Source organism: Pseudoalteromonas sp. M8 (genome assembly GCF_018141365.1).
Taxonomy (GTDB): domain Bacteria; phylum Pseudomonadota; class Gammaproteobacteria; order Enterobacterales; family Alteromonadaceae; genus Pseudoalteromonas.
Genome location: NZ_CP047239.1, coordinates 522,650 through 537,648, shown reverse-complemented (window position 1 = coordinate 537,648; position 14,999 = coordinate 522,650). Strand labels below are relative to the sequence as shown.

General features: G+C 44.6%; 14 protein-coding genes. 5 read left to right on the top strand and 9 right to left on the bottom strand.

The window, feature by feature from the left end:
- The first annotated feature begins 5 nt into the window (after window positions 1-5).
- Window positions 6-1,136 carry a lysine-epsilon-oxidase maturase LodB gene (lodB, locus tag GSF13_RS02145; protein ID WP_249122668.1) on the top strand — a complete coding sequence of 377 codons (1,131 nt, stop codon included), beginning with the start codon at window positions 6-8 and terminating at the stop codon, window positions 1,134-1,136.
- A 68-nt stretch (window positions 1,137-1,204) separates the two neighbouring features.
- Here lodB and GSF13_RS02140 read toward each other — a convergent pair whose 3' ends face one another.
- Window positions 1,205-1,510 (bottom strand): hypothetical protein, encoded by a 306-nt coding sequence (locus tag GSF13_RS02140; protein WP_010375339.1) that lies wholly within the window; start codon window positions 1,508-1,510, stop codon window positions 1,205-1,207.
- A gap of 112 nt (window positions 1,511-1,622) precedes the next feature.
- Between GSF13_RS02140 and GSF13_RS02135 the strand changes: the two genes are divergently transcribed.
- Window positions 1,623-2,504, top strand: coding sequence for a LysR substrate-binding domain-containing protein (locus GSF13_RS02135; RefSeq protein WP_010607467.1), 882 nt, complete (start codon window positions 1,623-1,625; stop codon window positions 2,502-2,504).
- A 142-nt stretch (window positions 2,505-2,646) separates the two neighbouring features.
- Here the strand turns inward: GSF13_RS02135 and katG are convergent, their stop codons facing one another.
- Entirely contained in the window at window positions 2,647-4,833 is a 2,187-nt protein-coding gene (katG, locus tag GSF13_RS02130; RefSeq protein WP_211865871.1) for a catalase/peroxidase HPI, read from the bottom strand.
- 499 nt (window positions 4,834-5,332) lie between these two features.
- Here katG and GSF13_RS02125 point away from each other — a divergent pair, with 499 nt between their 5' ends.
- Entirely contained in the window at window positions 5,333-8,158 is a 2,826-nt protein-coding gene (locus tag GSF13_RS02125) for a TonB-dependent receptor (protein ID WP_211865869.1), read from the top strand.
- 56 nt (window positions 8,159-8,214) lie between these two features.
- Here the strand turns inward: GSF13_RS02125 and GSF13_RS02120 are convergent, their stop codons facing one another.
- From GSF13_RS02120 to aroQ, 5 genes are all read right to left on the bottom strand, one after another.
- Entirely contained in the window at window positions 8,215-9,810 is a 1,596-nt protein-coding gene (locus GSF13_RS02120; RefSeq protein ID WP_211865867.1) for a PepSY-associated TM helix domain-containing protein, read from the bottom strand.
- Between the two features lie 3 nt (window positions 9,811-9,813).
- Window positions 9,814-10,068: a hypothetical protein gene (locus GSF13_RS02115; RefSeq protein WP_010607471.1), complete on the bottom strand. Its 255-nt coding sequence runs from the start codon at window positions 10,066-10,068 to the stop codon at window positions 9,814-9,816.
- Entirely contained in the window at window positions 10,058-10,393 is a 336-nt protein-coding gene (locus GSF13_RS02110; protein ID WP_157782821.1) for a hypothetical protein, read from the bottom strand. The genes GSF13_RS02115 and GSF13_RS02110 overlap by 11 nt, the downstream gene beginning before the upstream one ends.
- Before the next feature lie 153 nt (window positions 10,394-10,546).
- The gene (gene azu, locus GSF13_RS02105) at window positions 10,547-11,002 is read right to left on the bottom strand and encodes an azurin (protein ID WP_010607472.1); all 456 of its coding nucleotides are present in this window, start codon (window positions 11,000-11,002) and stop codon (window positions 10,547-10,549) included.
- Window positions 11,003-11,291: 289 nt separating this feature from the next.
- Window positions 11,292-12,497: a gamma subclass chorismate mutase AroQ gene (gene aroQ, locus GSF13_RS02100; RefSeq protein WP_249122667.1), complete on the bottom strand. Its 1,206-nt coding sequence runs from the start codon at window positions 12,495-12,497 to the stop codon at window positions 11,292-11,294.
- Between the two features lie 286 nt (window positions 12,498-12,783).
- On the opposite strand from aroQ, the gene GSF13_RS02095 reads away from it, so the two are divergent.
- The gene (locus GSF13_RS02095; RefSeq protein ID WP_193522174.1) at window positions 12,784-13,458 is read left to right on the top strand and encodes a TorF family putative porin; all 675 of its coding nucleotides are present in this window, start codon (window positions 12,784-12,786) and stop codon (window positions 13,456-13,458) included.
- Window positions 13,459-13,595: 137 nt separating this feature from the next.
- The gene (locus GSF13_RS02090) at window positions 13,596-14,045 is read left to right on the top strand and encodes a DUF4920 domain-containing protein (protein ID WP_211865864.1); all 450 of its coding nucleotides are present in this window, start codon (window positions 13,596-13,598) and stop codon (window positions 14,043-14,045) included.
- Here GSF13_RS02090 and GSF13_RS02085 read toward each other — a convergent pair.
- Both GSF13_RS02085 and GSF13_RS02080 read right to left on the bottom strand, forming a co-directional pair.
- A complete protein-coding gene (locus GSF13_RS02085; RefSeq protein WP_174170682.1) occupies window positions 14,019-14,318 on the bottom strand; it encodes an AzlD domain-containing protein in 300 nt (99 codons plus the stop codon). The genes GSF13_RS02090 and GSF13_RS02085 overlap by 27 nt on opposite strands.
- Window positions 14,315-14,998 carry an AzlC family ABC transporter permease gene (locus GSF13_RS02080; protein WP_010607477.1) on the bottom strand — a complete coding sequence of 228 codons (684 nt, stop codon included), beginning with the start codon at window positions 14,996-14,998 and terminating at the stop codon, window positions 14,315-14,317. Before GSF13_RS02080 ends, GSF13_RS02085 begins: the two co-directional genes overlap by 4 nt.
- Window position 14,999 lies beyond the last annotated feature (1 nt).

The following is a 14,999-nucleotide window of genomic DNA, read 5'->3' as shown; positions in this document are numbered from 1 at the left end:
TGGATATGAATGGTACTCACGAATGTGATGTGCTAGTAATTGGTGCTGGCCCTGCTGGGGCTAGCACCGCATTAAACTTGCTCAATCACACAGACCTATCAGTCATTTTAATCGAGCAGTCTGATTTACAAAAATTAAGAATTGGCGAAAGTGTATCTGCAAGTGTGTTTTCGGTATTGGACTATTTGCAGATAGATAGAGCGGATTTCGGTCCGCACTGTTTTACTCCAACTCAAGGTAATAGTGCATTTTGGGGAAGTGAGAAATCTGCTAATCGTCACGCGATTTTTGCACCAGACAGAGCAACCTATCAAATTAATCGCGAGATATTTGATCTAACCTTGCTCGAAAGCACAATCCAGCGCGGTGGAACGGTGTTCCCGCGCACTAAAAGCAAAGCAATTACTCAGTTACAAGACGGTCGTTACTCAGTGGTGGTGAGTCATCCTGACTATGGTCAGTTCACCATTGTTTGCAAGTATCTAGTTGATGCGTCAGGGCGTAATTCGTCTATTGGCAAATCTCTAAGAGCGGCTGTTCAGCAATATGACAGACTTACTGGGGTTGGTGCCTTCTTTAAAGTAAAGCGGGGGGCGCTTGAGCAACTTCAACTAATTGAAAGTGATGAATGTGGCTGGTGGTACAGTGCGGCGCTTTCTAACGATATGTTAGTTGTAACGTATTTTAGTGATTTTGAATTGCTCTCAAAGCAGCGCTTAAATCGTTTGGCACAGTGGCAAGCGCACTTAGGTAGCAGTAAATATATGTCAAGGCGTGTTGAGGGGGCAAGGATGGTCGACGAAAACCTATGGGTCCGACCTGCCGGGAGCCATTTTAACAGTTTTGCTCATCTCAAAAATTATCTACCAGTGGGGGATGCGGCTTGTGCGTTTGACCCTATTTCCTCTATGGGATTAGGGTTTGCCATGACATCGGGATGCCAAGCAGCAGCCATTATCGGCAATACCAAAACATCTCAAGCGTTTATCCACAGTAGCAAGATGTATCAACAAGACTTAGCGCGTCAGTTTGATCAGTACTTAGCGCTAAAGCAGCAGTTTTATAATAAGGAAAAACGTTGGTGTGATGCGCCTTTTTGGTTCAAGCGGCAGCAACTTATCAACCAGGTTGCTTAGCTGAAACTAACCGAAGAATAACAACTGCTAGCACACAAGTTGTTATTCTGATCTCGGGTTAGCTCATATTAAAGCAAGCTTAAAATGTGTTTGGCGTTTTGTCGGGCAAGACAGCCCTTGACGGGATCGGTTGAAAACGTTTTAGCCGATATCTCCATAGGCTCCCCTTCATGAAGTACATCACCGCTATAGACTTTAACTCGACAGGTCGTTTTGTTTTGCTCTTCTGAATAAACAAGCTCCACTTTTTCGGCCTTCATAATTAAGTTTTTGTAGGGGTATCCCGCATCGGTAAATACTTTTTCAGTTTGTACCTGCTCGGATGTTGATGCGAGTGCTGCTAGAGGAAATGCAAGAATAATTGCGTATTTCATGATAAAGACTCCTTCCGTCTCTGATTTCACTGCTAAGTATTGTGTGCATTCATAAAACTGACAAACTAGAAATTCTGACCTATAGTTAAGTTTTAATTAAGTAAGATGGCGAATGAAATCACCTCCACTCAAAGGACTTTGGTATTTTAAAACGGCGGCGGAATTAGGCAGTTTTAAGCAGGCGGCGGAAGCCTTATTTGTGACTCAAGCCGCCGTGAGCCAACAGATAAGAACCCTTGAGCAACAGCTTGGATGTATGTTGTTTGAACGACAAACAAGAAAGGTATTGCTAACTCAGCAAGGACAAGACTTGTTGCCTTACTTACACAAGGCCTTTGGGCAAATGGAAATGGGTCTATCGACGTTAAAATCAGATCCTAACCCAAACACTATTAACCTGTCGGTTTTGCCTTCATTTGCTACTTGTTGGCTGTTGCCAAGATTGGCGAGCTTCAACAAAGCATTACCAGACTACCAGCTACGTATTGATCCAACCGAGCAACTCGCCGATTTTAACCACGACGATATTGATATTGGGATCCGCTTTGGATTTGGTAACTATCCGGGACTGAAAAGCGAGCTCATCGCGGAGGATGAGTTAGTCCTTGCCTACCGTCCTGGATTAATTGACCCAAACAAACCGTTGCGAGAACAGCTATCTAAACTCAATTTTATCTATGATGAAGGCCGGGATAATGAGCATGCGTGGCTTGAACTAAACAAACAACTGGATTTGAGTGGTCATACATTCAGTAATCTCAAAATTGATAATGCGGCGTTGGTACAGCAAGCAACGGTGGCAGGGCAGGGGTTTTCTTTGTTACGTCGACGTTTAGTGAATCAATCTTTAGAGCTAGGCCAATTAGAAATCTATCCCGACTTTGCATGGTTATGTGAATATCGGTATTACTTGGTCGCGCCAGAGCGCCATTTTGAGTGGCCTAAATTAAAGGCGTTTCGAGATTGGATTGTGGCTGAGCTTAGCGCATGTTGAAATTGCGATCTTATATGTTCTTGGTTAACTTTAGCTTGAGCCATAAGACGGCGAGTTGAGTACTGCAAAAATAAAGCGGATAGGATAAACAGGCCAAGCCACTGTTAAATACGCACCAGTGGCTAGGCTGAGTTATAAGCAGCTATTTCAGGTCAAATCGGTCTGCATTCATTACTTTGGTCCATACCTCAACAAAGTCACGGACAAACTTCTCTTTGCTATCATCTTGTGCGTACACTTCGGCGTAAGCGCGCAAAATAGAATTAGAACCAAAGACGAGATCAACGCGAGTCGCGGTCCATTTTACCGTGTCCGTATCACGTGTTTTTATCTCATATAGGTTCTCTCCACTTGGCTCCCAGCGATATGCCATATCGGTCAAGTTGACGAAAAAGTCATTACTCAAAGTGCCAACGTTATCGGTAAATACGCCATGCGATGTTTGCCCGTGATTGGTGCCTAGCACGCGCATTCCGCCGATCAGTACGGTCATTTCCTTGGCTGTGAGGCCCAACAGTTGAGCTTTATCAAGTAGCATTTCTTCTGGTTTTACGCTGTAGTGCTGTTTTTGCCAATTGCGAAAACCGTCATGTACAGGCTCTAATACATCAAATGACTCAATGTCGGTTTGCTCGTCTGTGGCATCGCCTCGCCCAGCGGCAAAAGGCACTTGGATTGATACACCGGCATTTTTAGCCGCTTGTTCAACGGCAGCGCAGCCACCCAATACGATTAGATCGGCCATGCTTACGGTAGGCGTAAAATTACTTTGCACGGTTTCTAATGCCGCAAGTACTTTCGCTAGACGCTCCGGCTCATTTCCAAGCCAATCTTTTTGCGGGGCTAGGCGGATCCTCGCACCATTTGCACCCCCTCTAAAATCGGAATATCTAAACGTTCTAGCACTATCCCACGCGGTGGCTACTAATTCTGAAAGCGTCACATTGGTTGCTAGAATTTGTTGCTTGAGTGCGCTAATTTCACTGTCGTTTAGGGTGTAGTTAACGCTGGGGACGGGGTCTTGCCAAAGTAAATCTTCGTTAGGGACTTCAGGGCCTAGATAACGGCTTTTTGGGCCAAGGTCGCGATGCGTAAGCTTAAACCACGCTCTTGCAAAAACATCGTTAAAATAGTCGGGATCGGCATAGAATTTCTCTGAAATTTTACGATAAGCAGGGTCCATTTTCAGCGCCATATCGGCATCTGTCATCATCGGCATGCAGCGTTTGGATGCGTCTTCAGCATCAACCGGCTTATCTTCTTCCTTTATATTAATAGGCTGCCATTGCCATGCACCCGCAGGGCTTTTGGTCTGCTCCCACTCGTACGTGAACAGCAAGTAGAAGTAGCCATTGTCCCATTGAGTTGGGTTCGTCGTCCAAGCGCCTTCAATACCACTGGTTACTGCATCAGAGCCAATGCCACGCGAGCTATGATTCATCCAACCAAAACCTTGTTCATGCAAGTCCGCGCCTTCTGGTGCCGGGCCTAATTCATCGGCATTGCCATTTCCGTGCGCTTTTCCCACAGTGTGTCCGCCAGCGGTTAGGGCAACGGTTTCTTCATCGTTCATTGCCATTCGAGCGAAGGTAACACGCATATCTTCAGCTGTTTTTAACGGATCGGGATTACCATCTACGCCCTCAGGATTAACGTAGATAAGACCCATCATCACAGCGGCAAGCGGGTTTTCTAAATCGCGTTCACCGCTATAGCGGCTGTTTGAATTATTGGAGGGAGCCAGCCACTCTTTTTCGCTGCCCCAGTAGGTGTCTTTTTCTGGATGCCAGATATCTTCTCGGCCACCGGCAAAACCAAAGGTTTTGAATCCCATCGACTCATAAGCAACGTTGCCCGCCAGCACGATTAAATCGGCCCAAGAAATACGATTGCCATACTTTCTTTTAATCGGCCAAAGTAAACGCCGGGCTTTATCTAAGTTTCCGTTGTCCGGCCAGCTGTTTAGCGGAGCAAAGCGCTGATTACCCGTGTTTGCACCACCGCGACCATCCGCAACACGATAACTGCCCGCAGCGTGCCATGCCATTCTGATCATTAATCCTCCATAGTGTCCCCAATCTGCGGGCCACCATGGCTGCGAGTCTGTCATAAGTTGCTCGAGATCTTTCTTCAGGGCGGGGTAATCGAGGCTGTTAAATGCGCTTTTGTAATCAAAATCGGCATCCATCGGATCGGTTTTCGTATCGTGCTGATGCAATATGTCTAAGTTCAGGCTATTTGGCCACCACTGGTGCTCGCTATGCTCTGACGACGTATTTGCACCATGTGCAAAAGGACAAATCGATGGTGTGTTTTGCTTCTTATCCATGGGAGATCCTTGTTTGTTCGATGACGGAAGATTGCTAGGGCCTGTTTATCTTTCAAGTTTGTTTCTGCAGCAGTTTGATTGATGTATACATAGGGCAAGTTGTACGCCGCGAGCAAAACACGCTCAGAGGAACAAAAATCAAACAGCAAAGGTCAACAGGCCCTAGATAAAGGTAGTCCCGATAAGTGCTTTTTACCAGATTTAGGTGGCCTTAAAGGCCAATATTGAATACCAAGAAAGTGGTGACATTTGTAACTTTCTGGGGTGTGTTCACGCCAAATCTGACTGATTACATGATTTTTAGTTAGATGCTTGAATATTCAATAAAAGTAAATAAATATTGCGCAAATCGTCTAGAATCATTTGTTGGAACGATTTAATTGTGTTATCAGTATAAAAAGGCGCAATAAATAACCTATTTCATTCCCTGTAGTGATAATAAGAAACTTTCTATCGTCAGCGTCTAACTATAATTTGGAACGTTACAAAGGAAACCGTTATGACAATAACAAAACAAAAAACGACTTTGGCGTTGGCAATAGCCAGCTTGTGTGGTTCGGGTGCTATGGTGTGGACGGCCCCTGTGTTTGCCGAGGAAGCAGCGTCGGAACCCGTTGAAAAGATTATGGTAACGGGGTCACGTATCGCGCGGGCAAACCTAAGTAAACCCGGCGCGGTAACCACAATATCTAGATCGGATATTGAGCAAACCGGGTTTAAAAATATTGGTGATATGCTGCAAAATCTAACGGTTTCCGCCAGTGCTCCTAATGCTTCTCAAAATGAAAATACGTCTGGCGTGACAAACTTCGACTTACGCGGTCTAGGTGCGCAGCGCACGTTGGTCTTGCTAAATGGCCGCCGCTTACCAAACGGGGGAAATGGCGCGGATGCTGCGGTTGACTTAAGTGCTATACCTACAGCGATTATTGAACGTGTTGAAATTCTATTGGATGGTGCCTCTTCTATTTACGGCTCTGATGCGGTGTCTGGTGTCGTAAACATTATTACTCGCCAAACGGGCGATATTTTTGAGGTCAGTGGCTCAATTGGCCAATCCGCTGAAGGTGATGCTGATACGACTTCTTTGGAACTCGTAACAGGGATTGTTGGCGATAAAGGGCGTTTTATGGTGAGTGCCAGCTACGATGAAAAACAAGAAGTGTATGCTGGCGACAGAGACTTTAGCCGCTATGATTTAACACTTAATCCCGATGGCAGTTACGGCCAAGGCGGTAGTTCCGCAATGCCATGGAGTAACCTAAAAGTCACGGATGAAAACGGTAAGGAAATATTTGTTACCCGAGGCCCAGAATATGGCGAGTGGCGTGAAACTATCTCCGATGCATCACTTGCACAAAATGATTTATACAACTACCAAGAGCCTAGCTTGCTACAAACGCCTTTTGAACGCTATAGCATGAGTGCGTTTGGCGAGTATGATCTTGGCAATTTGAAGTTTTCGGATGACGTGGTATTCAATTTCGAGGCGCTTTATTCACATCGAAAATCCACAACCAATGGCGCGCCTCAGCCATTAGTTCCAGTTTGGGGTGGGTATTTAGATTTTACCTACTCTCCTGATAACTACTACAACCAGCAATTTGGTCCGAAAGACAAAGATGGTAATCCTTATGCCATCAATGACTGGCGTCGCAGAATGGTAGAAACCAATGGCCGTATGAACCATGTGGAAAACAGCCAATACCGTATCGTGATGGCGCTTTCTGGTGATTTTAATGCAGATTGGAGCTGGGAGTTGGCCTACAATTTTGGTCGCAACTCAAACAAACGACTAAAAACCGGCATATTCAATTGGCCAGCGGCTAAAAATGCGGTTGGTCCTACCCACTTTGATGAGCAAGGTGTGCTGCGCTGTGGTGCTACACCGGATGCGCTAATTGCAGGTTGTGTGCCGCTTAATATCTTTGGCCAACCCGGTACCGACTCCGAAATTTCCGAGGACATGCTAAATTATCTCTCTGGTGATTGGCCGGGGATCCAACAAGGTCATAACCAGATTAAAATCGCCAGCGCGAACCTAAGTGGCGTAGTGGCGAGTTTGCCTGCGGGCGACCTAGGTGTGTCTTTTGGCATCGAAAATCAAAAAGTTGAGGCGCGTAATCAAACAGATGCCGTTTCTATTAATATTTTAGTCACGGATGGATTAGGTAGACCAACTGGCGGCGAATATTCGCTCAATGAAGCCTACCTAGAAGCTGTCGTACCACTACTATTAGACCACGATTGGGCGCAGAGCCTAGAGTTAAATCTCGCGACTCGATATTCAGACTTTGATACGTTTGGTTCGACCACCAATTCAAAAGTGGGCGTATTTTGGGCGTTGCATGAGCAGTTGAGTTTTAGAGGGACTTGGTCACAAGCATTTAGAGCGCCTAATGTGGTGGAACTCTATAAAGGAAGGTTACCTGGTTTTGAAAATGGCGACGATCCTTGTGCCGTAGCAAATCCAAACCAAAACTGTGTCAGCACAGGCGTTCCCGCAGATGGTAGTTACCGAGAAACGATCGGACAGATCAGAACTAATACTGGCGGTAACACCGAACTTGAACCAGAAACCGCGACGAGCAAAACACTTGGGGTGATATATCAGCCGAGCTGGCTTACTAACGGTTCAATCACCTTAGATTTTTACGACATCCAATTAAAAGATGCCATTGGTAACATTAGCGCGGTGACTAAATTGAGTGAATGTATGAATAATGGTTTGTACTGCGACTCTGTACATCGTGTTCAATCTGGAGAGTTTCAGGGGGTGATCACCGGTGTTGATGTGTTTAATGAAAACCTCAATGCGTTAAACCGTCAAGGGGTGGACGCGGAAGTTCGTTTTGACATCGGGCAGTTTTCATTTGGTGATTTGAGTACTGCACTAAACTGGTCATTTGTGAGTAAACATGAAGTTATTGAACCAGGCCTTGCAACCAAAGACAGAGCCGGACAGCGCGTTAATGGCCAGATGGCGGTGCCTGAGCACAGAGTTAACTTTGCACTTAATTGGCAGCATGACGACTTTAGCGCAAGTTGGCAAAGTTACTATATCGATTCAATGTTAGAAGAAGTATCGGTTAAACAAGGCGACCAAATCGTTAACTTTACCAATACCGTTGATAGCACGCTGACACATAATGCTCAAGTAACCTACCATTTAGACTCTGTTGATACTCAAATTACGCTGGGCGTTAACAATCTACTGGATGAAGCGCCGCCTTTCGCGACCGGCAATGGAAATAACGCAGATCCCATTCATTCGTCTTTATATTTGGGTCGTGAGTACTACCTAAGATTTAAGACAGAGTTTTAACTTCACATTGTTTCCCTGTGAGAGTAAGACAAAGCGGGCTATGTAAGCCCGCTTTTTTAGTTCGCAGTTTGGTGCGAAGTTTGTTCAGACGAAGTTGCGCTTGTGGTTTGCGCTGCGGCGTTGAACCGTGACACTGCCTTCCAACAGATCAAGGCCATTAGTGCTATTAGTCCAATCACAATCGCGAAGTCTACTTTAGTTTGTAGCGGTAACAAGTTGTATTGGTTACCGAAGTAGGCCAAATTCATCACTAAACTTAAACAATAGCAAATCCCACTTAATCCTAATAACACCTTGCTAAAGGACAAAACATCTTTGGCAAATTGGCTACTTATCAGGGCAAAGAAAAAGGCTATAAACATAGAGGACTTGACGGTTTCTAATTTGTCGGCATGCGTCGCAGGAAGTAAAGTGGTTAATGTAAAGCCAACAGCAACCGCTAAAATCACCCCAATAAAACTGCCGCTGGTCAGTCTTTTGACAAACATTAGGCTTTTAGGACTTTGCTTTTTCTGCTTTGCTCGTTTGTCAATCCACATCAAATTGCCAGTAACAATTAAGTAGGCGGTTGCAAGACCAAGGCATAAAAACGCCAGTCGCATGCCATATCCAGCAAAATCACCAAAGTGCAGACTTGCAATGGTAGAGAGTCCCGCTCGTACTGCATTATCATAGTTGTTTTCTGTGAGGTAAACTTGCGAGCTGTCACTTAGCTTATACTGAATTTCTTTAATATTAGAGAAAGCATCATTGCTTTTTGCTGTAAAGCCCACCACCGCATTCTTGTCACCAAAGTGGCTAATTTTAACCATAGTAAAGGTAACATCCCCAAGCTTAGCCTGTGCTTGAGCTCTTAGTTGATCAATGCCTTGCATGGGTTGTATTTGGTTTATGGCCTCAATTTTTGGCTCGTTAAATCCAGCTGCTTGCAGTAATGCAGTTTGGTTGCCACCATAGAGCATCACGGCGTATGAAATCTGGTAGATAATCACGAGGTTGAAAACAAGCCCTGTGAAGGCGTACATAATGTGAAAAGGTAGGCCCATCGTGCCGATCAGGTTATGAGCATCCAGCCATTTGTCTTTTTTACCTTCGGCGCGATATTGAAAGAAATTTTTTGCAATTTTACGCCAATGGATCACAACGCCACTTAGTATAGCAACGAAGAAAAACAACGTAATCACTCCAACAAAATAGAGTCCAGGCCTACCTAACCCCAAATCGAAATGGAGTTCAAAAAGCAACGTAGAAAACTCAAACTTATCGGCGTCAGCAAGTACCTCACCAGATTGCGGTGATATCAACAGGTGTTGGTCCTGATGATCCTCCCCCGTGATCGGGTGGGGCTGATCTAAATGGGTTGCAAAATATACTTCAATAAACGGATTATGCGGCGTAGGCTCTCGCATAAAAAAGCTATGATCGGTATCAACATCGTATTGTTGTTGAATAGAGTTTATGGCTTTGTCATAAGAAATTGTGGTTATTGACTCGTTTGATTGTACAGCCAGAGGTGCACGCTCCCAACCCCGAATATTATCTCTAAATAGGCTAAGTGAGCCTGTGATAAAAACGATAAATAATACCGTTGAAATAATGAGTCCAATCCAGGCGTGTGCTTCGGTTAATGATTTTAGTGTTTGATTTTTCATTGTTTATCTCATTAACAGTAATGCTGTATTTAGTAGCAGCGAAGGGATAAAAATAGCAAATAACGGCTTGCAGGCTGCCTTTGCACTTGGAAATGCATAGCTCCATACGATAAAACCCGCCCAGATAGGAAATGCTAAGATCAGACCCAGCATGAGTTTTGCCGATTCAGAAAAAGGTAGTAACAAGTTGAGGTTTAGCACCAAAGAAATAGACAGTAATAATCCCAATGAAAATCCAAGTAAGGTTTTAGGCCACATAACTTATTCCCCCTACAAATAGAGATAACAAGAAGACTAATGCTGAACTGAGATAGAAACGTCTTATTGAATACCCACTTAACAAAGTTACTGAAACTAAACTAAACATCAAGATAACAAGTGCTGCTAACATCGCAGAGATAACAGGATATTGCACAGTTAAAATACCAAGTCCGGACAAAATTAGTAGAGTGGCTAAAGGATATGCTGCGAGTCTACTAATAGATGAAGCCAAAAATCGTTGTTTAGGGCTTGCCAAGTAGAGTAACACTGCGGCAAACCAAAACGGTATAATTGAGAAAAAGCTCATGATGGTGATAATCATTATTGTTTGCAATTGATTGTAATGATTATAGGTATGTTCTTCAAGGCTTGAGTAATAATTGTCACAAATTAGATAAATTAATGATATGGCAAAAGCAGGGCTGCGCTGTGAGGCTTCAGGAAGTCACGGTTTGATCCCTGCTCTGTAGCACTTTTAGCTAAGTGTAAAAGTGCCTTGCATAATGGCGAAATGGCCCGGGAAAGAACAGAAGAACTTGTAGCTGTCACCTTGCTTTAACTGCTCAGTAGAGAAGGTCACTGTGGTTTGCTCGCCACCGCCAATCACCTTTGATACGGCTAAAACGCGACTGTCGTTTGGCTTTACATAGCTATTATTTGCACCTGCCGACATACCATCGGTTGCAACGGCTTGAACATCTGCTGCTTTGCTCAACACCCAGTTGTGGCCCATGGTGGTGGCTGGCAGTTTGCCCGTATGCTTTAACGTGACTGAAATTTCTTTACAGCTAGATGGCGCACTGAGTGATTTTTTAGAAAACTGCATCATGTCGTTGGCTTCGATGCTGAGTTCACATTCGTTTGCCGATGCAGTATGAGAAAACAGAAAGACACCTAGGCTAAGCAAAGTGATGGAAAGAGAGGTTTTCATATTTAACTCCTTAATTAAAAATCATTCTCATTATTATCTTTGCCGGGATGAATGTAAATGGATGCAGATCAATAAAACGGTTCTTTGCGTGAAGTGACTGAAATTAAAGAGTGAAAAGCAAAATGAAAGCTCAACAGGCCCAGATATTCAGGGCATCAATGCAATGGAAAGCCGTCAAGCAGCCAAAACAAGAGGGTAGTTCTTTTAAAACCATTGTCTTTTGGCTGATGTCGTTGATGTAATCATGATCAGTCAAGACATCAGCTAATCCGACTTATTGCTAATTTGTTTATGAAGCAGTGATAGTGCAGTTATCCACCCTGCGTACCTTTTGCAGTGCCGAAAAGAGTCTAGTTTTGTCGTTTGCAAAGAGCTGTTCGGTGTTTATTATTTGGTTAAACAAGCCTGCCAGTTCATCCGTGAGGTTACCGTGCTTGGCAAGATGCTGGGTCAGTGTTTCAAGAATGGCTGCACCAAGCTGATTTAATGTGCTTCTTAGCTGATCCAAATTGGCATCTTCGTTTGGTACGCCTTCAGCCAGCCATTGTGCCCGGTATCTGTATTGAATCGCCTTTGCAGCATCCATTTGTGCTTGGAAAAACGCCTCAACGCTTGCACTATCCAGACATTGCTGGCGGGCTTGCTCTAGCGCTTTTGAGAGCACAGTGGCTTCACGGGATAAGTCTTCAATTGGCCTGTGTTGTTGTGCTTTAAACAGTGCTACAGGCTGCATCTGAGCAAGACGTTGGTTGATATGTGAGAATAGCACCTCAGCAGAGTCTGTTCGCGTTTTGACCAATGTATTTGCCTTTTCAACGACCTGCGCCAGCGCGCTGCGAGCTTCATCTTCGCTTATCGGCTGAGACCGTTTCTCCACTTTCATCAGACCAAACAGCGTATGGTTATCCGCGTTATCCTGAACGCTTACTTCGCGCAGTATCAGCTCTGGGTAAACCACTTTGAGTGCGCAGCTACCTACGGCAACGGTGTTTTGGTCAAATTGTCCATTTGCAAGTAAGCGAGCCGCTTCGTTGGTGCCTTTGGGCACGGGCTTGGTTTGTACCTGATGAGCATTGAGCCAATGACCAATTTGGTTCAGGGCTGCCGGGTGGGATGCTGCATGCGTAATTTTAGTTGTCTTGTTCAATCCAAAAACACACATTTCGATGGGCATATGCACAGCGGCACTCAGCTCCGTTACCTTGTAGTTACGCATCGCATTGACAATGGCTGGGACCAGTTGTCCTTCAATAGTGGAGTTGGCCAGCGCGCTAAAGGCCCAGCTCTGCGCTTGTGCGGCATTGGCATAAGTATGCTCCGGGGTGCCCGAGTAAAAACGCTCATACTCCTGCGACTGGCGGTTGGCGAGTAGGTTAAGTGCGGCATGATTAAAACTCCCCGGCCCGGCTTGTATATAAACAGACTCGGCCTGAGTTGTCAGCGTAAACAGCAGCGCGGATAACAACAGTAAGCGAAACATAAATGACAATTTCAAGGGCTTTTCCAAAGGTTCTACAGGCAAAAAACGCATCCTAACAGAACCTCTACGCGCTGTCCTGCAAGCGGAGTGATTTATTGATAACTCACAGCGTACTTTATGTGCCTGCTTAATCGCCTTTTAGCATCAATAAGTGCTTTTGTTGTTACCGCCAGCCAGACGCTTATGAAACGAAAAAAGAATCATACCAAGCACGTTAAAAAGCGGATGAAACTGTGTCAGTGACAGGGCGGGAACGGCGGTCTATGCTTGAAATGACTGCAATTAAAGGGGGATTTTAAAGATGAAAAAATACTGGCTGCTGCCATTGTTGTTTACTCCACTATTTGTCAATGCGGCGACATCTTCTACCGTAACATTGGCTTCCGATTATTTATTTAACGGCGTGAGTCAAACTAAGGAAGACGAAGCGCTTCAAGTTAGTCTTGATTGGTTTGGAAAAAGTGGTTGGTATGCTGGAGGCTGGGTATCTCAAGTAGATTTTGGTGATGGTACGGATTTAGAAGGAGATCTGTATGGTGGCTACAAATTTACGCTAACTGAAAAATTAAAGCTTGATGTTGGCCTCTCCCAATATACCTATCATGGTGATGATGTGAGTTCTGATTACAACTATGCAGAAGCCTTTGCAAAGTTTAATTATGGCCAGACAAATTTAGACTTTTGGTATGCATGGGATTACTTTGGAACAGGGGCTGCTCACGGGATAGTGATGCTCACGCATAGTATCCCAATTACAGATCGGTGGTTACTGACGCTCGGGGTTGATCATTCAATGAGCTTTGATAGTGATAAATACGAATGGGAGTCGGGTGATGATGACTATACCCACTGGCATCTAACTGGAACTTACTCGATTAGTACTTGGTCTTTTTCATTGGGTTATGAAAGCAATGACATTGATTCTTATGCAGATTCTACATTTGTGGCGTCAATTTCAAAAACATTTAACTTCTAAATTTACCTTTTATTAACTTTTGTGTTGATTTTAGTTGCGAATTGTACTTTTATATAGCTATATGATTGATGCTCCATAACTTTTTATAGGAGTAAGCAATTGATGAGGTAAATAGTGATAAAAGCTATGGAGTCGCAATGATGAAGGATACGATAAAACTAACAGCACTCTCTTTGGCGGTATTTTCTCGGTTTAGCTTTTCAAGCCCGCTAGAATTTGCCGGTGGTGCAGACATGTCTAAGTTAGTCGAGGCAGAGCACATATTGCCAAATCTTAATGACTACACAACAAACCTTGTGACCGTAAAAGGGGTGGTCACTCATGTTTGCAGAAAATTAGGTTGCTGGATGACGCTACGAGTAGCAAATGGCCTAGACGTAAATATCGCAGTTGAGCAAGGCGATATGGTGTTTCCGCTTGCTGCGATTGGCCGTGAAGCCCATGTGACGGGGCGCTTCGAAGCGCTAAACCAGCGCGCATTGGTTTGCGTGAGTAAAGCAGGCGATGAAACGGCACTTATGCGCTTGGGATTTAATCCAACGGCTGTAACCATTTCGCATTTAGTACAGCAAGTAAAACACAGCTAGGCTCCCAAACGTGGTGATATAGAGGTTTTTAAAGCGAAATGCCAGTATTACCGCAACCGTTGCGGCGACCAAATAGGGGTTGCTTGGCGTGATGGCAAGTTGCTTGTTCTGAATGAATACAATGGGTACCCAAATGGCAGTCAGTACGCAAGGGGCGCTAAAACTTAAAAAGCGTTGTAGTTTAGGGCCGATAGTAAAAGGCAGTTGTTTTGCCAAAAATAAATACCGAGTTGCAAACGTGACGCAAGCCATGGCTAAAATAGTGGTGATCATACACGCTCCTTTTTACTTTGTAGCACATATCCTACCGACATTCCGAGCAGTGCTGAGGCGATTAAACCAAATTCAAAATGGATCAGTTTGAACACTAAGATAGTTACGGCCGACGTTAAACAGGCGCATAACACGGGTAATGCGTTAATACTCGGGACCACTAAAGCAATAAATATTGCCGCAATCGCGAAGTCTAAGCCAAGGTTGGTCAAGTCAGGTAAAAACTGACCTGCGACAATACCAATGAGCGTCCACAGATTCCATGCAACATAAAAGCTACCACCAGCGATGAGCGCATACACGAGCCGAAGTTTGCCTTGATAGGCACGGTGGTGATGGGAAAACGCAAATAATTCGTCAGTGAGAAAAAACGCGATGGGGCCACGCCATTTAAGGGGCTTATCTATCATTTTATTGCGGATAGCAAGGCCATAGAGTAAATGTCTCGCGCTAATAATAAAGGTAGTCGCAAGCAAGGTGATAAGCGCGGTGTCTTTGGCAATAAGCTCTATTGCCACTAACTGCGCCGAGCCTGCAAAAACTAATAACGACATTAACTGTGCTTCGAGCGGCGTAAAGCCATTTTGCACGGCAAGGGAGCCACACAATATTCCCCAAGGAAGCACGGCGAGATTTAATGGCAACATATCCCAAAAGCCTTTGCATACTGCGACTTTCATA

What these genes read in the sequence shown, in the direction of transcription:
- lodB (WP_249122668.1), top strand. Translation starts at nt 6, where the DNA reads ATGAATGGTACTCACGAATGTGATGTGCTAGTAATTGGTGCTGGCCCT.
- GSF13_RS02140 (WP_010375339.1), bottom strand. Translation starts at nt 1,510, where the DNA reads ATGAAATACGCAATTATTCTTGCATTTCCTCTAGCAGCACTCGCATCA.
- GSF13_RS02135 (WP_010607467.1), top strand. Translation starts at nt 1,623, where the DNA reads ATGAAATCACCTCCACTCAAAGGACTTTGGTATTTTAAAACGGCGGCG.
- katG (WP_211865871.1), bottom strand. Translation starts at nt 4,833, where the DNA reads ATGGATAAGAAGCAAAACACACCATCGATTTGTCCTTTTGCACATGGT.
- GSF13_RS02125 (WP_211865869.1), top strand. Translation starts at nt 5,333, where the DNA reads ATGACAATAACAAAACAAAAAACGACTTTGGCGTTGGCAATAGCCAGC.
- GSF13_RS02120 (WP_211865867.1), bottom strand. Translation starts at nt 9,810, where the DNA reads ATGAAAAATCAAACACTAAAATCATTAACCGAAGCACACGCCTGGATT.
- GSF13_RS02115 (WP_010607471.1), bottom strand. Translation starts at nt 10,068, where the DNA reads ATGTGGCCTAAAACCTTACTTGGATTTTCATTGGGATTATTACTGTCT.
- GSF13_RS02110 (WP_157782821.1), bottom strand. Translation starts at nt 10,393, where the DNA reads ATGATTATCACCATCATGAGCTTTTTCTCAATTATACCGTTTTGGTTT.
- azu (WP_010607472.1), bottom strand. Translation starts at nt 11,002, where the DNA reads ATGAAAACCTCTCTTTCCATCACTTTGCTTAGCCTAGGTGTCTTTCTG.
- GSF13_RS02095 (WP_193522174.1), top strand. Translation starts at nt 12,784, where the DNA reads ATGAAAAAATACTGGCTGCTGCCATTGTTGTTTACTCCACTATTTGTC.
- GSF13_RS02090 (WP_211865864.1), top strand. Translation starts at nt 13,596, where the DNA reads ATGATGAAGGATACGATAAAACTAACAGCACTCTCTTTGGCGGTATTT.
- GSF13_RS02085 (WP_174170682.1), bottom strand. Translation starts at nt 14,318, where the DNA reads ATGATCACCACTATTTTAGCCATGGCTTGCGTCACGTTTGCAACTCGG.
- GSF13_RS02080 (WP_010607477.1), bottom strand. Translation starts at nt 14,998, where the DNA reads ATGAAAGTCGCAGTATGCAAAGGCTTTTGGGATATGTTGCCATTAAAT.